A 16,258-nucleotide genomic window follows, 5' to 3' on the forward strand; every position below is an offset into this window, starting at 1 on the left:
ACTCTCACAGAGTCATAAACCATTTATCTGTGAGCTTACCAATGCTTTCTCATCCACCTTCTGACTACCTTGAACTCTATGCGACTTTGCTTTGTGGGCCTAATATGCAGGCCGGAAGCGATCGTCATGCTGAATTTACCGCGGCGTTAGCAGAGAGTGAGAATTGGTCTGTCAATTACCTTAAGGTTAACGTTGCGCTTGATAAATGGTGTTTTTCTCAAGAGGTAGATAAAGATCACTTATTGGCAGCACCGCAGTTTGATAGTAGTTATCTTCGTCATCGAGAAAGCGTTAGTGAGCTTGAATATCAAAAAATCTCTTTTACTCAACTGTGCGACCTCGCCTTATTGAGTGTGCTAGACCCTTCTTTATTAAACAAAACAAAAGAGAATTTAAATTTAGCTCTTGAACAAGCAGGTCAAGACTTACCTCAATATTGGCAACGCTCGGTAGATTTTATTACGGCGAGTGATGCGGTGTTAGCTCGGTATTTTGACAACCCTGATCGTTGGCTTGCTTCTCTAGTTCAGAAGAACGGTAAAGTAGCATGGGGCCGCATGTTAATTGAATCAATTGTCGCTTATCGTGTGCGTGATAATGCCGGGGTGTGGGTTGGCTTAATGACATCGGCTAATAACCCTGTGGTAACCACCTTACTTGAACTTCCTGATGATTTTTCGCTGGCTAAAATAGCAAAATACGCCTTGGCTCGCTTGGTGGACCAAAGCAATCCGTTACTGCTTGTCTCTTCTCCTTGGCAGCAGTGGCTAACGCGCATTGATGGGGTATTAAATACCGAAGTCGCCAATAAAGAGCGTTTGATTTGGCAGTTAGATCCGTTGGCCATGAAGGTGAATGCCAAAATACAGGCGAAGAATAAACGTGGTTGGACTCAGGGACGCAAAGTAGCTCTGGATAAGTTTAATCATAAACACAAAGAGATACTCAGCCCAAGTGATACCGCGATCCTTTCTGCTGCCGCCTATGATGGTATGGATTGGGGAGATAGCAGCTCAAGAGTCACCCGAACTGTCGCTCATGCGTTATGTGATGCCGATAATGTGTATGATCATCATGGCGAACAAGTGTCGTTTTATCGTGAGACGCCGTTGCTAGTATGGCGCTCGGTGGGGGATGAATTGGCGTTTGATGCTTATCCTTATTATCACCAACACACTTGTGCTCAGCCTTGGTTGTATCACTCTGGCGATGGTATCTACTCTTTCATTGATGCGTCTGAACCGCTCACGGATTTTTTAGAAGAGTTAAGAGTTCGAGACCCGCATTTTCCAGTAACCCAAACGGCAGAGTTAATAGCGGTACTGGGCGATCAAGTGCATTGGTTTGATATGGATAAACAACAAGGAACAGTGACTCGGGGTGACAGTGTGGCTGAACCTCAGTTGTGGCTTGCTTGGAATGGCGCGTCTTTGGATGTGGCGATTGAGTTTGGTTCTAGTGATAACAATGTGAGCTGGTCACCAGGAAAAGGCAGTGAATGGGAAAGTGGTTTTGATGGTGTGTGGTATCAACGTGATCTTGTTAATGAAAAGCGTCAAGCTAACGCGTTGGTTGATGAATTAGGGTTAGTAAAAAACAAGAATTTTATTTGGCAGATTGAAGGTGAAGCGGCGCTAACGTTCATCACTAAAATTGATGGTGAGTTGGGTGCAAACCTGCACTGGAAAGCAGACAGTCAACAAGTGAAAGTGATTGGGGTTGAAGATTTTTCAATGTCGATTAACCAAAAGCAGAATTGGTTTGAAGTCGATGGACGAGTTCATATTGATAGCAGTTTAGAAATGGATTTACGTCAGTTGTTGGCGCATCACCGTACGGGTTTTGTCAGTGCTGATAACTCGTCGTTGACGCTATTAATCTCAGAGCAGCTACGTCGTCAATTAAGCTTAATCGACAGTCTGGTAGATGATGATCAATTGGTCGATCAACGCATGGCGTATCCGTTGCAAAAATTGGTGGAGTCGATGTCGGCCAACAGTGATGATGCGTGGGATAACTTGGTGGAAGAGTGGCGAGTGAAGCCAGATCTGGATGCCGATTTATTATTGCCATTGCGTGATTATCAAAAAGAGAGTGTGGAGTGGGCGGCGCATCTTTCTCAGCATGGTTTTGGTGCTTGCCTTGCGGACGACATGGGGTTGGGTAAGACGCTGCAAGGTTTAACGTTGTTGAGCCATTATCGTCAGCAAGGACCAAGTATGGTGGTGTGTCCTAAATCGGTATTAACCAATTGGGTGCAAGAAGCCGAGCGTTTTACGCCACAGTTAACCATGATTGATTTAGAGACGAGCAGTGATCGTATTGCGACTATTAATGCCGCAGGTGCCAATGATGTGATCGTGATGAGTTATGGCATGGTGACGCGATTGGCTGAAACCTTAAATGAGATTGATTGGAATTGTGCGGTATTGGATGAGGCGCAGCAAATCAAGAACCCTCAAGCGAAACGCTCGAAAGTGGTGTTTGGTTTGCAAGCCGCGCATCGATTTGCGTTATCGGGAACCCCAGTAGAGAATCATTTGGTTGAGTTATGGAGTTTGTTCTCTTTCTTGAATCCTGGCTTACTTGGCGATCTTAAATCGTTCCGTTCTAAATACGCACAAGCAGCGAAGCAAGAACAAGATATGCTGCGATTAAAGACCCTAGTGAGTCCGTTTATTATGCGTCGTACTAAAGCAGAAGTTCTAACGGAATTACCAGCGAAGACAGAAGTCGTTCATCATATTGAACTCTCTAATAAAGAGCGAACCGCGTATGAAGCGGTACGAAAAGAATCATTAGCGAATTTAAAAAGTGAATCAAGTCGCGGTGTGGTTGAGGTGTTTGCGGCATTAACAAAACTACGTCAGATCTGTTGTGATGTTAGCTTGGTGTTTGATTCAATGAAAGGAGAAGACAGTACCAAGTTATCTGAAGCGCAGAGTTTGATTGAAGAGGCGTTAGATGGCGACCATAAAGTGTTGGTGTTCAGCCAATTTGTTGGTGTGCTGAAACGTTTTTCTGCTCAATTAGCAGAGTCAAATATCGGTTTTAGTTATTTGGATGGCAAGTTAACCACTAAGCAACGTCAGGCGGCGATTGATTCGTTTAAAGATGGCACAAACTCTGTCTTTTTGATCAGCTTGAAAGCCGGTGGCACAGGATTAAACTTAACCGAAGCAGATACGGTGATTCATATTGATCCGTGGTGGAACCCGGCGGTAGAAGATCAAGCCAGCGATCGCGCCTATCGTATGGGCCAACAAAAGCCAGTGACGGTTTATCGCTTGGTAACAAAAAATACCATTGAAGAAAAGATCATCGCTCTGCATCATGATAAACGTGACTTGGCCGATCAGGTGTTGTCAGCAAGCTCAACCAGTAAGACGTTGGATCCGGTAATGTTGTTGAGTTTGTTGGAAGGGGAGAACTAGATACTATACGCTGCGCTAACTAGAGACTATAAGATCAAAAGTAAAAGCGAGTACATAATTAACTTGATTTATGCGTTGTTAGCTCTTGCTCTTATAGGAGCGAAGCGTTCTAGCCTCTAGTTAACGAAGCGTATAGTCCAGTGCAACCTCTGAATTATTTTCGACCAAAACAAAAAATGCCCACAGACTATAAAGCCTGTGGGCATTTTACTATTTTCAGAGATTAGAAACGATACGCTGCGCTAACTAGAGACTATAAGAAGAAAGTGAACACAGTGCTGCTTTTGATTTTATAGAAGCGAAGCGGTCTAGTTAGCGCAGCGTATAGTTTCTAGTTATATATAACCAATCCCTCCCAGCCTCCCCTTATATTGATATTTTTAGCCAAGTGACTATATCGATAAAGGGGAGGAGCTATATTGTGATCACAGTTATTTCAACAACAACCTCTGAATTCTGCCAGCGTAGCGATCTGAACTCTGCACTTGCTCTTCCTGAATCCTGAAACCGTTAAGCGCAGCGCCCTTAACCCTGCTATAGTATCCAAATAGACAGCAGTAATGGATTGAGTATGATTGATTCTATCGTTAGTTTGGCCAAAATGGATGAGAGTATTGAACTGGTATGGTTATACGGTTCACGGGCTCAAGGTACTCATCATCAAGAAAGTGATTTTGATTTAGCTGTGGCATTTAATGATCATTCGTTATCTGCTTTTGCTTTGCGAACTCGGCCGGAGTGTTTGGCTATGGAATGGGCGGAGCATTTGGAGCTACCTTTAGATAAAGTTAGTATCGTTGATATCAATCATATACCGATAGCTCTTGCATTTAATGTTATAGAGTACGGGAAGCTTATTTATAACAATAATCCTCTTCTGTTTTATAAAGAGCAGAATCGTATTAACTCAATGTTTGAGTATCAATTGATTGAAAGCAAAAGAAGTGCATCGTATGAATAAAGGTCTTGAATTATATCTAGCGGAAGTTGAGTCCCATAAAGCGAAATATCTCAAAGAGTTAAATGAACTTCGTTTTGACCTAAATCAGTCGAGTTTAAAAAGTCGTGACTATTTAGCTGCCGAGCGTTTATTGCAAGTATTTACTGAGATGTGTATTGGGTTATCTAAGCATATGGTAAAGAAAATCCAAAATAAAAGTCCAACGGAAGCCTATCAATCATTCTCTTTGTTAAAAGAGCATGGTCTGATTTCTAGCAATGAGTTGCGTACATGGAAACAGATTATTGGTATGCGAAATGGTCTAGTGCATGATTATTTAAATATTGATTTACTTATTGTTGAAGATATTTTACGTGAAGGTCATTATCAAGCTCTTGCTGATTTTACGGAGAAGGCGGTCACTTTTTTATTGTCAGAGTAGAGATGTAAGAGCTGAATTCTGCCAGTGAAGCGATCTGAACTCTTTTTCGACCAAAACAAAAAATGCCCACAGACTATAAAGCCTGTGGGCATTTTACTATTTTCAGAGATTAGAAACGATACGCTGCGCTAACTAGAGACTATAAGAACAAAGTGAACACAATGCTGCTTTTGATTTTATAGAAGCGAAGCGGTCTAGTTTCTAGTCAGCAAAGCGTATAGTTCTTATTTAAAAAGAACTTCACCAGACATTTCAGCAGGAATCGCTGTGCCAGTTAGCGCTAGCATAGTTGGTGCTAGATCAGACAGTTTACCGCCTTCTTTAAATTCAATCTCTTTACTACCAACGTAGATAAGAGGAACAGGAAGGTTAGTGTGAGCTGTGTGAACGCCACCTGTTTCAGGGTTGATCATCATTTCAGCATTACCGTGATCGGCAGTGATAAGCATTTGACCATCAACTTCTTTGATAGCGGCAACTACTTTACCGATACACTCATCTAGAGCTTCCATTGCTTTAACAGCAGCTTCGTATACGCCAGTGTGGCCAACCATGTCACAGTTAGGGAAGTTACAAACGATAGCGTCGTACTTACCAGATTTGATAGCAGCAACTAATTTTTCTGTTAGCTCAGGTGCGCTCATTTCAGGTTGTAGGTCGTAAGTTGCTACTTTTGGAGAAGCAACAAGTTGACGTTCTTCGCCTTCAAACTCGTCTTCTTTACCACCGTTGAAGAAGAAAGTAACGTGTGCGTATTTTTCAGTTTCAGAAATACGTAGTTGAGTTTTACCTTCTTTAGATAACCACTCGCCGTAGGTATTTTCTAGAGACGCAGGAGAGAACGCACAAAGAAGAGGGATGTTTGCTGCATATTGAGTCAACATCACAAAATCGATTGCTGGGAATGCGTTACGAGCAAAACCATCGAAATCAGGAACGAATGCACGTGTAATTTCACGAGCACGGTCAGCACGGTAGTTCATGAAGATGACAGCATCGCCATCAACGATTGCTGCTGATTCTTCGCCTTCTGCTTTGATTTCAGTTGCTTGTACAAACTCATCGTTTTCTTCACGAGCGTAAGCCGCTTCAAGACCTTCAACCGCTGAATCAAAAGTGAATACTGCTTTTGCTTCTGTCATTAGATCGTAAGATTTTTGTACGCGATCCCAGTTGTTGTCACGGTCCATTGCGTAGTAACGACCAATTAGAGAAGCAACACGGCCTTTGCCTAGTTTAGCAAATAGCTCTTGGAAGTTTTTCAAAGAATTTTCAGCTGAACGAGGTGGAGTGTCACGTCCGTCTAGGAAGCAGTGTAGGTAGATTTTTTCTGCGCCACGTGCTGCTGCCATTTCTACTGCTGCGTAGATGTGGTCTTCATGAGAGTGAACGCCACCTGGAGACATAAGACCCATGATGTGTACCGCTTTGTCTGCTTTAACGGCTTTGTCGATAGCGTTAACTAGCGTTTCATTTTCTTGGAACTCACCATCAGAGATTGCTTTAGTGATGCGAGTAAGATCTTGATATACAACACGACCAGCGCCGATGTTAGTGTGACCAACTTCTGAGTTACCCATTTGACCATCAGGTAGACCAACGTCCATACCAGATGCAGAAATTAGTGTGTTTGGTTGAGTAGCCATTAGGCCATCAAGAACTGGAGTGTTTGCGTTTGTGATTGCGTTATCTGCTTGAGCTTCACGGTGACCGTAACCATCAAGAATAACTAGCGCCATAGGCTTTTTAGCTGACATAAAGGTGTTCCTCGTCAATAACTTAATAAATTCGAATAAATAACTTTGTGTAATTTTACTACAAAGTGAGTAAAGGAGCCAGAGACTATACGCTGCGCTAACTAGAGACTAGACCGCTTCGTTTCTATAAAAGCAAAAGCTAAGAGCAAAGAGTTCAGATCGCTTCGCTTGCAGATTTCAGAGGTGATCGTTGTGGTAACAGCATTCGCAATACTGTTCCTCCCCTTGATAGATGTACTGTTGAGATTGGAAGTGTTGATATAAGGGGAGGTTAGGAGGGGTTGGTAAGTATAGAACTAGAAACTATACGCTGCGCTAACGAGAGACTATAAGATCAAAAGCGAGTATGGTGCTGTTCTTATAGGAGCGAAGCGCTCTAGATTCTAGTTAGCGAAGCGTATAGTCTCCAATAACTTACTATGCTTCACAAACACCCATGCACTTATTCCACCCATCACATTCCCTATCGCAATCCCTATAAACAAGCCTTCCATTCCATAAAAGTGACTGCCAATCCATGCTGTCGGCAAAGTAAACACAAACAATCTCATGAAACTCCAACTGAAAGAATGTAACGGTTTTTGCATCGCATTTAAACTGCTTACAAGCACCATCACAATACCTTGGAATCCATAACTGAATGGCACACAAATCAAGTACATCCATAGGCCATGTTGTACGGCATCATCTTGGCTAAATAGATGAGATAGCGGAATGCTGAGTGGCACAATCAAAATATAAAGAAACAGTTGGAATAACACAGAGAATTTCATCGCCAAGAAGATGGCCTCCTTCACTCGCTCTGGCTGTTTAGCTCCGAGATTTTGCGCTACAAAAGGACTTAACGAAGAGGTGAGTGCCATCATCACCAATAACATTAATGACTCTACTCGTTGTGCTGCACCATAAGAGGCAACGGCAACCGTACCTTGGCTGGCAAGCATCATCATTAAAATGGCTCCGGATATCGGGTTTAATGCGTTTGATAGTGCTGCGGGAGAACCGATTTTTAAGATCTGATGCCAATCTTGTTTTATCTCTGATGGCTTTGGTGGAGCAAGCAATTTTACTTTTCGAGTTAATACATAGAAAGAAGCACATAACGCCCCAAACCAACTGATGCCACTGGCAATGGCTGCACCTTGGATCCCTAGCTCAGGAAAAGGCCCATACCCAAAGATAAGTAAAGGATCGAGTACGCCATTGATCAACCCTGCCAGCATCATGATTTTCGCTGGCGTGGTGGTATCACCTGTTGCTCGAATCGCGCTGTTGCTCGACATTGGAATAACAAGAAGCGGAATGGTGAGATACCAAATGGACATATATTCATGGATAAGAGGTAACAGTTTGTCTTCTGCACCTAATAATCGAAATAGGGGTTCAATGGTGAAAAAGCCAATGCTGCAAGCGATAAGAATAAGAATGACCGCTAAGATTAATCCGTGTGTTGTTAATTGAGCCGCGTGTTTACTGTTGCCTTGTCCGAGCAAACGCCCAATAGAAGCAGATAAACCAACCCCAATCCCCATGGTAATGCAGTTAACGGCAAAGGTAACCGGGAAGGTAAAACTCACGGCTGCAAGGGCGTCAGTACCAAGCAATGAGATAAAGAAGGTGTCCACCAAGTTGAATAGAAGAATCGCGACCATGCCAAACACCATTGGGGTGGTGAGTTTTTGTAATACGTCGGCGATAGGTTGGGTTAGCAAACCGTGTTTATCTAGCATGGTTTTCTCTAGTGGTGGTGGGATGGATAGTGTAGCGGAAATAGGGACGAGATTCGAGGAAAGGCTAAGAGCTAAGAAGAGCAGAGTTCAGATCGCTACGTTTGCAGATTTCAGATGTGAATGCTTTTGATTTTAGCTCTTCCCCCTTACTAAGGGGGAGGCTGGGAGGGGTCAAGAACTTGCAGCGTATAAATTAAGTTAACTATGTATTCGATTTTACCTTCAGCGCAATAACCCCTCCCTAACCCTCCCCTTAGTAAAGGGAGGGGACAGTGCATCATTCGCTGTAACCACAACGATCACCTCTGAATTCTGCAAGGGAGCTTGCGACCGATCTGAACTCTGTGCTTTCTTCAAAAATTTAGCCATAAACCCTTGCAATCCCTCCCTAAAAACCCCATTAATAAACCAAAGCCAAATCATGGCACTTTATTCTTTAATGGAACATTATCAGGAGATACGAGCAATGAATATCCGTCCTTTACATGACCGAGTGATCGTTGAACGCCAAGAAGCTGAATCAAAATCTGCAGGCGGCATTGTATTAACAGGTTCAGCGGCTGAGAAATCAACTCGCGGTATTATTCTAGCTGTTGGCAATGGCCGCATCTTAGAGAATGGTTCTGTACAGCCATTAGACGTAAAAGTAGGCGATTCAGTGATCTTCGCAGAAGGTAACATCAAAGCAGAGAAGATCGACGGTAAAGAAGTGTTGATCATGTCTGAATACAACATTCTGGCTATTGTTGAATAATAAGCACTCGTTGAGTAATTCGATTTTCGAACTTTGCTATTTTCGATACTAAGTAAGCGATATTAAGAAAAGAATTTAAAAAGGAAATTAAAGATGGCTGCTAAAGACGTAAAATTTGGTAATGACGCACGAATCAAAATGCTAGAAGGTGTAAACGTTCTGGCTGACGCGGTTAAAGTAACGTTAGGTCCTAAAGGCCGTAATGTTGTTTTAGATAAATCATTTGGCGCACCAACGATCACTAAAGATGGTGTTTCTGTTGCACGTGAGATTGAGCTTGAAGACAAGTTCCAAAACATGGGCGCACAAATGGTTAAAGAAGTGGCTTCGCAAGCGAATGACGCAGCGGGCGACGGAACAACAACGGCAACCGTTCTTGCTCAAGCTATCATTGCTGAAGGCCTAAAAGCCGTTGCTGCTGGCATGAACCCAATGGATCTTAAACGTGGTATCGACAAAGCAGTTGTTGCTGCAGTTGAAGCTCTTAAAGAACTGTCTGTACCATGTGCTGATACAAAAGCTATCGCGCAAGTGGGTACAATCTCTGCAAACTCTGATTCTACTGTTGGTAATCTTATTGCTGAAGCAATGGAAAAAGTAGGTCGTGACGGTGTTATTACTGTTGAAGAAGGTCAAGCACTTCAAGACGAATTAGACGTTGTTGAAGGTATGCAGTTCGATCGCGGTTACCTATCCCCATATTTCGTCAACAATCAAGAAGCCGGTTCTGTTGATTTAGACAGCCCATTCATCTTGCTTGTTGATAAAAAAGTATCAAACATCCGTGAATTGCTTCCAACTCTAGAAGCAGTAGCGAAAGCATCTCGTCCTCTTCTTATCATCGCTGAAGACGTTGAAGGCGAAGCGCTTGCTACTCTAGTTGTGAACAACATGCGCGGTATCGTTAAAGTTGCAGCGGTTAAAGCGCCTGGTTTTGGTGACCGTCGTAAAGCAATGTTACAAGATATCGCGGCATTAACTGCGGGCTCTGTAATTTCAGAAGAGATCGGTCTAGACCTTGAAAAAGTAGTTCTTGAAGATCTTGGTCAAGCAAAGCGTGTAACGATCACGAAAGAAACAACAACTATCATTGATGGTGCTGGTGAAGAGACTATTATCTCTGGCCGTGTTTCTCAAATTCGTCAACAAATCGAAGATGCGACATCTGACTACGATAAAGAAAAACTTCAAGAGCGTGTAGCTAAATTAGCTGGCGGTGTTGCAGTAATCAAAGTGGGTGCGGCAACTGAAGTTGAGATGAAAGAGAAGAAAGACCGTGTTGAAGATGCACTTCACGCAACTCGCGCTGCCGTTGAAGAAGGTGTTGTTGCTGGTGGTGGTGTTGCACTTATCCGCGCTGCATCTAAAGTTGTTGGCCTTGAAGGTGACAATGAAGAGCAAACTGTGGGTATCCGTTTAGCACTTCGTGCAATGGAAGCACCACTTCGTCAAATCGTTAAAAACGCAGGTGAAGAAGATTCAGTGGTTGCTAACAATGTTCGCGCTGGTGAAGATAACTACGGTTACAACGCAGCTACAGGCGTTTACGGTGACATGATCGAGATGGGTATTCTTGACCCAACTAAAGTAACGCGTTCTGCACTTCAATTCGCTGCATCTGTTGCTGGTCTTATGATCACAACTGAAGCAATGATCACTGATAAGCCACAAGATTCAGGTTCTTCTATGCCAGATATGGGTGGCATGGGTGGAATGGGCGGCATGATGTAATCATCCCCATAAACTGATTCGCTTTATAGTGTAATTTGTTTTAAAAGCCGAGGCAGAGATGTCTCGGCTTTTTTGTGCGTAGGAAAGAGCACCCCCTCCCAGCCTCCCCCTTACCAAGGGGGAGGAGCCGATTGTAGTTGTTGTAATTTCAGCGATCACAATACAGTTCCTCCCTTTACTAAGGGGGGGTTAGGGGGGCTGCTGCGATGATGGTGGAATTAAATTCATAGTGAGCTTGGTCATGTTTTGTTGGTTATTTACCTCCTCCCAGCCGCCTCCTTATTAAGGGGGAGGTGCTGATTGTAGTTGTTGTAATTTCAGCGTTCACAATACAGTCCCCTCCCTTTACTAAGGGGAGGGTTAGGGAGGGGTTATTGCGATGATGGTAGAAGTTATTCTGATTTTAATTGTTCTATATGCATTAAAATAAATTCGAGGACACCATCAATATTGCTCATGACATCCTGGTTTGTGAAGCGCAATACTGACATACCAAGATTGTGCATATATTCATTTCGAATAGCATCGTAGTTTTCAGCTTCCGGATTAAAGTGACTATCACCATCGAGTTCAATGACTAATTTATATTCAGCATTATAAAAATCACAAACATACCGACCAATACCATATTGGCGTCGAAATTTCACATTGAGTTGATTTCGTCGAAGTTTATTCCACAATATACGTTCTGCAGTTGGTACATCAGATCTCAGCTTTTGCCTGAGTGTTTTGTGTTTTGATTTATTATAAATAAGCGTCATTAGAATTCAGGTTTACTTAGTAAATGCTATAAACCATAGAAGTTCTAAATGGTAAAAGATAATGAAGAGTAAAGAGTTTCGATAGAGTTCAAAATTAACGTTTTTGCTTTTATAGTCTCCAATAATCATCCTCAACTCCGCTCTAAAAACAAAAAAAGACCACAGGCTAATTAAATCCTGTGGTCTTTTTATTCTCAAGGACGAAGTCCGTCTAAAGCGAAGCGCTCTTAAGCAACTTGCTTGCGTCTTCGTTCTTTAATTAAGCTTTTGCTTCAGCTGCTGCTTTAGCGATAGCTGCAAAGCTTTTCGCATCAAGAGCTGCGCCGCCAACTAGAGCACCATCGATGTCTGGTTGTGCGAAGTATGCTGCTGCGTTTTCAGGTTTAACAGAACCGCCGTATTGGATAACAACGTTCTTAGCAACTTCTTCTGATTTCTCAGCAATGTGAGCACGGATTTGAGCGTGGATGCGTTGTGCATCTTCAGCTGTAGCCGCTTTACCAGTACCGATAGCCCAGATTGGTTCGTAAGCGATGATAGCGCCTTCAAGAGCTTCAACGCCTTGAGTGTTGATAACAGCGTCAAGTTGACGAGCACAAACAGCCATCGTTTCGCCAGCTTCGTTTTGTGCATCAGATTCACCGATACAAAGAACAGGAGTTAGGCCATTTTCTTTTAGGAATGCAAATTTCTTAGCAACAAACTCGTCTGATTCGTTGTGGTATTCACGACGCTCAGAGTGACCGATGATGATGTGAGTAGCACCAAATTCTTTAAGCATAGCTGGAGACATGTCGCCAGTGAATGCACCGCTGTTGTTTAGGTCAGAGTTTTGAGCACCTAGGATGATTGCGCTGCCTGCTTCAGTAAGCGTACGCTCAGCAAGGTCAACGAAAAGTGCTGGTGGAGCAACTGCAACGTCTACGCCTGTTACGCCTTCAAGTTCAGCGTTAAGACCGTTTAGTAGATCAACAACCATTTCTTTGCTGCCGTTTAGTTTCCAGTTACCCATAACTACAGGATGACGCATAGGATTCTCTCCAATTCAAATTAATGTAAAAAACTTGCGTAAAAATATAACAGATTTTACGACAGATTTAGTGTCTAAAATCATTTTTATGCATAATTTTAATGCTTTTATTTCGAAGTGCGAAAGATTATTAACTGAATAAGAGGTATTTATGACTATTGTTAAGTGTGATTCATTAGGCACTTTTCTATTGAGGATATTGTAACTTATTCCTTTTACCTTAATGATGGAAAAGTAATCACTTAATCAGCCGTATAAAAGGAGGTAACGATGCCGCATTTAGTCATGGAATATTCAAATTCAGCCGAAGAACGTTTAAATATGCAAGGGTTGCTGGAAGACTTGCACCAGGTGGCGATTGATTCTGAATTGTTCTCAACGAAAGATGTGAAATCCAGAGCAATTAGAGTTCATTCTTGGTTAGTAGGAGATAAGGGAAACAGTGTTGATTTTATTCATCTGACTTTGGAATTATTATCAGGGCGAAGCTCAGAGCAAAAAAGAGAGTTAAGCCGTGCCTTGATGGACGTTTTAGCAGAACAAGCGAGTCACATTGACAGTTTAACTATCAATGTGCGAGATATGGAACAAGAGAGCTTTCAGAAGATAGGGTAGTTCCTGATTTATTTATGTCATATGACTAATGTTTTGTGTGTTTATTGGCGCTCGGAAATTGTATGACCTCTGCTGCTTGGTGTTCATTGATTGGCTTGTTCAATGAGTTGGCAAAACGCACAAATTGCTTTCCTAGTTCATGGCCTAATAATATGTTGATGTGATTAGGGTTGTTTCCTCGTTCAATAATTCGGTCAATATGACTCTGTTGTGCTAGCAATGGGCCTTGATGATCTTTAGGCACACTCTCAATAAATTCCATGCTGAGTTGATGACGCAATGCTTCTAATTGTTCAGGATCTTTTTCTGCTAATACTTTGAGTTCGTCAAATGAAGGTAAAGCGGTGTGATGATATGAGTGTGGCATTGGCTGACTCCTTGTCTTTTATAACAATAGATTCAGCTTAGTTGGCATTTTCAGGTTTTGAGAAAGTGGAATGGGGATATTGAAGGTTTATCTCGTTTGTGAAACATCTATGTGCTAACTAGAACGCTTCGCTCTAGAAACTATAAAATCAAAAGCACTTACGTTTTAATATATTCGATCTCAAGTCAATTATATATGCACTTATAGTCTCTAGTTAGCGCAGCGTATAGTTTTTAGTATAAAAAAACCGCAGATGCTTTTACACCTACGGCTTAAAATTATTAACAACATTCAGCTCTTCCTCGCTCCTCGAGCGAAGCGTCCTCGCCTCTCGTTCCTGCTCTTAAAGAATAATATCTCTAACTTCTTTGTCTTTACGCTCTAGGTAGTGAATAGACTTAATGCGACGAATGGTGCGACAGCGTCCACGGATAAGAAGTGTTTCCGTTGTTGCGATATTGCCTTGGCGAGTAATGCCTTCTAGCAAATCACCTTTAGTGATCCCAGTTGCTGCAAATACAACATCATCGCTACGAGCCATGTCAGTCATTTTTAAGATAACGTTCGCTTCTACGCCCATTTCTTTACAACGTTTCAGCTCATCTTCACCGTAAGCACGGTTTTCTGGCGTATCGCCTTTCACTTCGTGACGAGGAAGAAGACGCGCTTGCATGTCGCCATCTAGTGCGCGGATAGCGGCAGCAGAAATTACCCCTTCAGGAGCTCCGCCGATGCAGTACATTACGTCAACTTCGCTATCAGGCATACATGTTAAGATTGAAGCCGCAACATCACCATCAGGCACTGCGAATACACGAACACCCATTTTTTGCATATTAGCAATCATGTCATCATGGCGTGGTTTAGCCAGAGTCGTTACCACTAATGTATCTAGAGTTTTGCCTAGTGCTTTAGCAACGTTTTCTAAGTTTTCTTCTAGAGAAAGGTTAAGGTCGATTGCGCCTTTTGCGCCAGGACCAACAACCAATTTTTCCATGTACATATCAGGCGCTTTTAGGAAGCTTCCTTTTTCACCAGCAGCAAGAACAGCAAGTGCATTTGATTGACCCATAGCCGTCATGCGCGTGCCTTCAATTGGGTCAACCGCGATATCAACAGCATCACCGCCAGAACCTACGTGCTCACCAATATAAAGCATAGGTGCATCATCGATTTCACCTTCACCAATAACAATCTCACCACTGATGTCAGTTTTGTTCAGCAGTGTACGCATTACTTCTACAGCAGCGCCATCAGCAGCGATCTTATCGCCACGACCAAGCCATTTGTAACCAGCCAGTGCGGCACCTTCAGTAACTCGAGAAAAAGCCATTGCCAAATCGCGTTTCATATTTGCTCCGAATAAATCGATGAATTTAAAAATCGCAAGGATTTTATCACAACAGAAAGGGAAACGTTTGCTTTTTGGATCGGTAATCTTATATTTTCAAATTTATTAGGTTACGTTATAGAAGGTAGCTCATGCTCTAATTCAAATAATGCATTGAAATCTCTAGTTTTGGTATGAAGTTCGTTTTAATCTTAAGAAAGTAAGTCAGATGTTGGTAAAAATTGTTGTTTTTTTGTCCATGTGATGCATTTTAATGAAGAACACTATGGCAGAATTACAATTGCTGAGTAGAATAGAAAATAAGTCAGCAGAGAAAAATACACTCTCTGCATCTCAATGAAGATTACAGTTAAGGTGGCAGGAATGTCTTTAGAAATATTAGAACAACTAGAAGCTAAAGTTCAGATGGCAGTAGATACAATCGCACTGCTACAAATGGAAGTTGAAGAATTAAAAGAAACGAACGCTGAGCTAACTCAAAATCTTGAGCAAGCAAATAACGGTCGTTCTGAAGTTGAGCAAGAAGCTCAAAAAGCACGTGATGAGCAAGCTCAATTTGAAGCTCGCATCCGTGGTTTACTAGGTAAGATGGAAGAAGTAGAGTAATTCTACTTTTGTCGTCATAGCTTCCATTATTTCTGCGTTGTCGATGCTTACTTACTATCGTAAGCTCCGCGTCTCCGCCTTGAACTAATGGAATCTATTTAGCCAAAATTTAGAATTGGTTAACGAATAAATTTGAAACCGTAGGTGTGAAAGCACCTGCGGTTTTTTTTGGATGCTAGAAACTATACGCTTCGCTAACTAGAAACTGTAAGAGCGGGTATAGCTCTTAAATCTCTTCTTCACCCATCTCTTCTAACGGCTCTTGAGAAATGATAATTCCTGTTGAATCAGCATAAAGATAGTCTTCAGGTAAAAAGGTTACGCTACCAAAGTTCACTGCAACATCAATTTCACCAATGTTCTTTTTCGCAGCACCAACAGGGATAGAAGCAAGGGCTTGAATACCAATATTGATTTCCTCTAGGTAATCGACCTCACGAATACAACCATAAATAACCAATCCTTCCCAGCCATTATGAGCGGCTTTAGCTGCTAAGTCTGCATCAATTAATGCGCGGCGTAATGAACCACCGCCGTCAACTAATAGCACTCGGCCTTCGCCTTTTTCATCAAGTAGTCGACTGATCTGCCCATTATCTTCAAAGCATTTTATGGTTGTAATTTGTCCAGAAAATGAGGTTTTAGCACCATAGGAGCTGAACATTGGCTCAACAACATCAACGAGGTCTAAATAGATGTCACAAAGTGCAGAAGTATTGTATTCCATGATGATGTTTACC

14 protein-coding genes are annotated in these 16,258 nt (G+C 42.3%); 7 read left to right on the forward strand and 7 right to left on the reverse strand.

Annotation, left to right across the window (positions count from 1 at the left end; all coding sequences use genetic code 11):
- Nucleotides 1–41 precede the first annotated feature (41 nt).
- From A6E03_RS01650 to A6E03_RS01660, 3 genes are all read left to right on the forward strand, one after another.
- Nucleotides 42–3,434 carry a DEAD/DEAH box helicase gene (locus A6E03_RS01650; RefSeq protein WP_065600066.1) on the forward strand — a complete coding sequence of 1,131 codons (3,393 nt, stop codon included), beginning with the start codon at nucleotides 42–44 and terminating at the stop codon, nucleotides 3,432–3,434.
- Between the two features lie 571 nt (nucleotides 3,435–4,005).
- A complete protein-coding gene (locus A6E03_RS01655) occupies nucleotides 4,006–4,395 on the forward strand; it encodes a nucleotidyltransferase domain-containing protein (RefSeq protein ID WP_065594381.1) in 390 nt (129 codons plus the stop codon).
- Entirely contained in the window at nucleotides 4,388–4,816 is a 429-nt protein-coding gene (locus tag A6E03_RS01660; protein ID WP_065594380.1) for a DUF86 domain-containing protein, read from the forward strand. The genes A6E03_RS01655 and A6E03_RS01660 overlap by 8 nt, the downstream gene beginning before the upstream one ends.
- Nucleotides 4,817–5,040: 224 nt before the next feature.
- Here A6E03_RS01660 and gpmM read toward each other — a convergent pair whose 3' ends face one another.
- Nucleotides 5,041–6,573 carry a 2,3-bisphosphoglycerate-independent phosphoglycerate mutase gene (gene gpmM / locus A6E03_RS01665; RefSeq protein ID WP_065594379.1) on the reverse strand — a complete coding sequence of 511 codons (1,533 nt, stop codon included), beginning with the start codon at nucleotides 6,571–6,573 and terminating at the stop codon, nucleotides 5,041–5,043.
- 383 nt (nucleotides 6,574–6,956) lie between these two features.
- On the reverse strand, nucleotides 6,957–8,303 hold the full coding sequence (locus tag A6E03_RS01670) for an MATE family efflux transporter (protein WP_065600067.1): 1,347 nt from the start codon (nucleotides 8,301–8,303) through the stop codon (nucleotides 6,957–6,959).
- 466 nt (nucleotides 8,304–8,769) lie between these two features.
- Here A6E03_RS01670 and A6E03_RS01680 point away from each other — a divergent pair, with 466 nt between their 5' ends.
- Together A6E03_RS01680 and groL are read left to right on the forward strand one after the other, a co-directional pair.
- Nucleotides 8,770–9,057: a co-chaperone GroES gene (locus A6E03_RS01680; RefSeq protein ID WP_017022481.1), complete on the forward strand. Its 288-nt coding sequence runs from the start codon at nucleotides 8,770–8,772 to the stop codon at nucleotides 9,055–9,057.
- 93 nt (nucleotides 9,058–9,150) lie between these two features.
- Nucleotides 9,151–10,788 carry a chaperonin GroEL gene (gene groL / locus A6E03_RS01685; protein ID WP_065594376.1) on the forward strand — a complete coding sequence of 546 codons (1,638 nt, stop codon included), beginning with the start codon at nucleotides 9,151–9,153 and terminating at the stop codon, nucleotides 10,786–10,788.
- 392 nt (nucleotides 10,789–11,180) lie between these two features.
- On the opposite strand, the gene A6E03_RS01690 is transcribed toward groL, so the two are convergent.
- Both A6E03_RS01690 and tpiA read right to left on the reverse strand, forming a co-directional pair.
- Nucleotides 11,181–11,549 carry an endonuclease domain-containing protein gene (locus A6E03_RS01690; RefSeq protein WP_060993306.1) on the reverse strand — a complete coding sequence of 123 codons (369 nt, stop codon included), beginning with the start codon at nucleotides 11,547–11,549 and terminating at the stop codon, nucleotides 11,181–11,183.
- A 259-nt stretch (nucleotides 11,550–11,808) separates the two neighbouring features.
- The gene (gene tpiA / locus A6E03_RS01695) at nucleotides 11,809–12,579 is read right to left on the reverse strand and encodes a triose-phosphate isomerase (RefSeq protein WP_065600068.1); all 771 of its coding nucleotides are present in this window, start codon (nucleotides 12,577–12,579) and stop codon (nucleotides 11,809–11,811) included.
- A gap of 270 nt (nucleotides 12,580–12,849) precedes the next feature.
- On the opposite strand from tpiA, the gene A6E03_RS01700 reads away from it, so the two are divergent.
- A complete protein-coding gene (locus A6E03_RS01700) occupies nucleotides 12,850–13,194 on the forward strand; it encodes a 5-carboxymethyl-2-hydroxymuconate Delta-isomerase (RefSeq protein WP_065594373.1) in 345 nt (114 codons plus the stop codon).
- Between the two features lie 25 nt (nucleotides 13,195–13,219).
- Here A6E03_RS01700 and A6E03_RS01705 read toward each other — a convergent pair whose 3' ends face one another.
- Together A6E03_RS01705 and glpX are read right to left on the reverse strand one after the other, a co-directional pair.
- The gene (locus tag A6E03_RS01705; RefSeq protein WP_065600069.1) at nucleotides 13,220–13,561 is read right to left on the reverse strand and encodes a DUF3135 domain-containing protein; all 342 of its coding nucleotides are present in this window, start codon (nucleotides 13,559–13,561) and stop codon (nucleotides 13,220–13,222) included.
- A 343-nt stretch (nucleotides 13,562–13,904) separates the two neighbouring features.
- Nucleotides 13,905–14,912, reverse strand: a complete 1,008-nt coding sequence (gene glpX / locus A6E03_RS01710) for a class II fructose-bisphosphatase (protein ID WP_065594371.1) — start codon at nucleotides 14,910–14,912, stop codon at nucleotides 13,905–13,907.
- A 363-nt stretch (nucleotides 14,913–15,275) separates the two neighbouring features.
- Between glpX and zapB the strand changes: the two genes are divergently transcribed.
- A complete protein-coding gene (gene zapB, locus A6E03_RS01715; protein WP_065594370.1) occupies nucleotides 15,276–15,518 on the forward strand; it encodes a cell division protein ZapB in 243 nt (80 codons plus the stop codon).
- A gap of 226 nt (nucleotides 15,519–15,744) precedes the next feature.
- Here the strand turns inward: zapB and rraA are convergent, their stop codons facing one another.
- Nucleotides 15,745–16,245: a ribonuclease E activity regulator RraA gene (gene rraA, locus A6E03_RS01720; RefSeq protein WP_065594369.1), complete on the reverse strand. Its 501-nt coding sequence runs from the start codon at nucleotides 16,243–16,245 to the stop codon at nucleotides 15,745–15,747.
- Between the last annotated feature and the right edge of the window lie 13 nt (nucleotides 16,246–16,258).

The sequence above is a fragment of the Aliivibrio sp. 1S128 genome (assembly GCF_001691065.1).
GTDB lineage: Bacteria > Pseudomonadota > Gammaproteobacteria > Enterobacterales > Vibrionaceae > Aliivibrio.

Excerpts from the sequence above, each read along its gene's own strand:
- gpmM (WP_065594379.1), bottom strand. The coding sequence starts at position 6,573 with ATGTCAGCTAAAAAGCCTATGGCGCTAGTTATTCTTGATGGTTACGGT.
- A6E03_RS01655 (WP_065594381.1), top strand. The coding sequence starts at position 4,006 with ATGATTGATTCTATCGTTAGTTTGGCCAAAATGGATGAGAGTATTGAA.
- rraA (WP_065594369.1), bottom strand. The coding sequence starts at position 16,245 with ATGGAATACAATACTTCTGCACTTTGTGACATCTATTTAGACCTCGTT.
- A6E03_RS01700 (WP_065594373.1), top strand. The coding sequence starts at position 12,850 with ATGCCGCATTTAGTCATGGAATATTCAAATTCAGCCGAAGAACGTTTA.
- A6E03_RS01680 (WP_017022481.1), top strand. The coding sequence starts at position 8,770 with ATGAATATCCGTCCTTTACATGACCGAGTGATCGTTGAACGCCAAGAA.
- A6E03_RS01690 (WP_060993306.1), bottom strand. The coding sequence starts at position 11,549 with ATGACGCTTATTTATAATAAATCAAAACACAAAACACTCAGGCAAAAG.
- tpiA (WP_065600068.1), bottom strand. The coding sequence starts at position 12,579 with ATGCGTCATCCTGTAGTTATGGGTAACTGGAAACTAAACGGCAGCAAA.
- glpX (WP_065594371.1), bottom strand. The coding sequence starts at position 14,912 with ATGAAACGCGATTTGGCAATGGCTTTTTCTCGAGTTACTGAAGGTGCC.
- A6E03_RS01705 (WP_065600069.1), bottom strand. The coding sequence starts at position 13,561 with ATGCCACACTCATATCATCACACCGCTTTACCTTCATTTGACGAACTC.
- A6E03_RS01660 (WP_065594380.1), top strand. The coding sequence starts at position 4,388 with ATGAATAAAGGTCTTGAATTATATCTAGCGGAAGTTGAGTCCCATAAA.
- A6E03_RS01650 (WP_065600066.1), top strand. The coding sequence starts at position 42 with ATGCTTTCTCATCCACCTTCTGACTACCTTGAACTCTATGCGACTTTG.
- A6E03_RS01670 (WP_065600067.1), bottom strand. The coding sequence starts at position 8,303 with ATGCTAGATAAACACGGTTTGCTAACCCAACCTATCGCCGACGTATTA.
- zapB (WP_065594370.1), top strand. The coding sequence starts at position 15,276 with ATGTCTTTAGAAATATTAGAACAACTAGAAGCTAAAGTTCAGATGGCA.
- groL (WP_065594376.1), top strand. The coding sequence starts at position 9,151 with ATGGCTGCTAAAGACGTAAAATTTGGTAATGACGCACGAATCAAAATG.